Origin of the sequence: Paracoccus aeridis (genome assembly GCF_004923205.2) — a bacterium.
Lineage (GTDB): Bacteria > Pseudomonadota > Alphaproteobacteria > Rhodobacterales > Rhodobacteraceae > Paracoccus > Paracoccus aeridis.
In genome coordinates this window covers 1-2,620 of the sequence record NZ_SELD02000013.1, presented here as the reverse complement: position 1 = coordinate 2,620, position 2,620 = coordinate 1, and the positions used below count along the sequence as shown (strand labels likewise).

Sequence of the window (2,620 nt, the reverse complement as noted above, 5' to 3'; positions counted from 1 at the left end):
AAGCGGCTCTGGACGGACGAGGAGAAGCGGACGATCTGCTTTCAGACGACGGCTCCGGGCGTTTCGGTTGCTCAGGTCGCGCGGCGTTACGCGGTCAACGCGAACCTGATCTTCAAATGGCTGCGTGATGCTCGCTTTGCGCCCGCGCCTTTGGCGGGCGGGTGCTCGCCGGAGCGCGTGCAGTTTTTGCCGGTCGAGATCGTGCAGGATGTCAGGGCAGCCCCGGCTGTCCCTGATGCGCCTGTCGCCGGCGGGGGCTTGATCGAGATCGAACTTGCTGGCGGGCATCGGATGCGGATCACGGGCCGCTATGATCCCGAGGCTCTGGCACGGCTGATCCGGGGTCTGTCGGCATGATCCCGGTGCCGGCCAACACGCGGGTGTGGCTCGCGGCCGGGGTGACGGACATGCGCAAGGGCTTCGCGGCCTTGGCCGCGCAGGCCGAGGCGGTGCTGAAGCAGGATCCGTTCGCCGGGCATCTCTTTGTCTTCCGGGGCCGCCGCGGCGATCTGGTCAAGGTGATCTGGTGGGATGGCCAAGGCGCCTGCATGTTCATGAAGCGGCTGGAGCGGGGCCGGTTCGTCTGGCCTTCCGCCACCGAGGGCAAGATCGCCCTGACGGCTGCGCAGTTGGCGATGCTGCTGGAAGGGATTGACTGGCGGGCCCCGCAGCGGACCTGGCAGCCGCTGGCGGCGGGATAAGGAGCTGGCCCGGATCGTTGAGGATTCCCACACGGCATCCAGCCCGATAAGCTCGTCTCATGCTCGATGAGCCCGCCATCCTGCCGGAAGATCCCGAGGAGCTGCGCAGCTTCACCGCGCGGCTCCTGGCCGAGGTGAAGGCCCAGGCGATCCTGATCGAGAAGCTCCGGCACCAGCTCGCCGGGCACCGGGCGCACCGGTTCGGGGCCTCGTCGGAGACGGCCGGGCAACTTCAACTGGCGCTCGAGATCAGCGAGATCGCTGCCGCGGCGATGACCGCGCGGCTCAGGCTGCCAGATGTCGAGGAGAAGGACAGCCCCAAGCGCCGCCCGATCCCGGATCATATCCCGCGGATGGAGGTGGAACTCAGCCCCGGCACCGATGCCTGCGCTGATTGCGGCGGGCGCCTGCGCCAGATCGGCGAGGATGTGACCGAGGAGCTGGAATTCGTCCCGGGTCGCTTCATCGTAAACCGGATCGTGCGGCCGCGGCTGACCTGCTCGTGCTGCGAGCGGTTCGTCCAGGCCCCGCTGCCCTCCCGCCCCATCGAGCGCGGCCGGCCGGGTCCGGGTCTCCTCGCCCATGTGCTTGTCAGCAAGTATGCCGATCATCTGCCGCTCTACCGCCAGAGCCAGATCTTCGAGCGCGAAGGGCTGGACCTCGATCGCTCCACGCTGGCCGACTGGGTCGGCAAGACGACCGCGCTGCTGGAGCCGCTGGCCGATGCCATTGGCCGCCATGTCCTCTCGGCCGAGGCGATCTTCGCCGATGACACGCCCGTGCGCATGCTGGCGCCGGGCACCGGCAAGACCCGGACCGCCCGGCTCTGGACCTATGCCCGCGACGAGCGGTCCTGGGCTGGCGAGGCGCCACCCGCCACGTGGTATCGCTTCTCGGGTGACCGCAAGGGCCAGCACCCGAAAGACCATCTCGCCCGCTTTCGCGGATGGATGCATGCCGACGGCTATGCCGGGTTCGAAGACCTCTACCGCTCCGGGACCGTTCGCGAGGTCGCCTGCATGGCCCATGTCCGGCGCAAGTTCGTCGACATCCATCGCGCCCAGGCCTCCCCGATCGCCGAGGAAGCCATCCGCCGGATCGCCCAGCTCTACGCCGTCGAGAAGGAGGCCCGAGGGTTGCCGCCCGATCGGCGGGCCGAACTCCGCCAGGCTCAAGCGGCACCGGTCTTCGATGATCTCGAGGTGTGGCTGGCCATGCAGCTGACCCGCATCTCGGGCAAATCCTCGTTGGCTGCCGCGATCCGCTACGCCCTGACCCGCATGGAGCGCATGCGTCCCTACCTCGACCACGGCATTCTCGAGCTCGACAACAACACGGCCGAACGCGGCATGCGCGCCATTGCCCTCGGGCGGAAGAATTACCTCTTCGTCGGCTCCGAAGCTGGTGGAAAGGCCACCGCCATCGCTTACACCCTGATCGAGACGGCCAAACTGAACGGCGTCGACCCACAGGCCTGGCTGGCCGACACCCTCGCGCGCCTGCCCGATCACAAGATCACCAGGATCGACGAACTGCTGCCTTGGAGGTGGGCCAACTTATGAGCATTCTCCGACTCACCGCCGTTCTGGAAGACGTCACGCCCTGCGTCTCGCGGACCCTCATGGTGCCTTCGGATCTGCGCCTGGACCGTCTGCACCTTGTTCTTCAGGCGGCCATGGGCTGGGAGAACCAGCATCTCTACAGCTTTGAGGCAGGGTCCCGCCGATGGAGCCTGCCCGATCCCCACCTCGGGCTTGATGCCCTGCCGGCCAGCAAGGCCACCATACAACAGGCTCTCGCAGCCGCAGGGCACACTCCGCTCGTCTACACCTACGACTTCGGCGACGACTGGCGACATCAGCTGACCGCGGAGCTGACGGATGGCCCCCTGCCGGGCCAGCTCTATCCACGGCTGGTCG

4 protein-coding genes are annotated in these 2,620 nt (G+C 67.6%); all 4 read left to right on the top strand.

The genetic code is table 11. The annotated features are described in order from the left end of the window. On the top strand, positions 1 to 357 hold a 357-nt coding region (gene tnpA, locus ELI80_RS05980; RefSeq protein ID WP_136650191.1), incomplete at its 5' end, for an IS66-like element accessory protein TnpA. Then, positions 354 to 701, top strand: a complete 348-nt coding sequence (tnpB, locus tag ELI80_RS05975; protein WP_136650190.1) for an IS66 family insertion sequence element accessory protein TnpB — start codon at positions 354 to 356, stop codon at positions 699 to 701. The genes tnpA and tnpB, both read left to right, overlap by 4 nt. 59 nt (positions 702 to 760) lie before the next feature. Continuing rightward, on the top strand, positions 761 to 2,263 hold the full coding sequence (gene tnpC / locus ELI80_RS05970; RefSeq protein WP_136650189.1) for an IS66 family transposase: 1,503 nt from the start codon (positions 761 to 763) through the stop codon (positions 2,261 to 2,263). Next, on the top strand, positions 2,260 to 2,620 hold a 361-nt coding region (locus ELI80_RS05965; protein WP_136650188.1), incomplete at its 3' end, for a plasmid pRiA4b ORF-3 family protein. The genes tnpC and ELI80_RS05965, both read left to right, overlap by 4 nt.

Coding starts and splice junctions, on each gene's coding strand:
- tnpB (WP_136650190.1), top strand. CDS start 354: ATGATCCCGGTGCCGGCCAACACGCGGGTGTGGCTCGCGGCCGGGGTG.
- tnpC (WP_136650189.1), top strand. CDS start 761: ATGCTCGATGAGCCCGCCATCCTGCCGGAAGATCCCGAGGAGCTGCGC.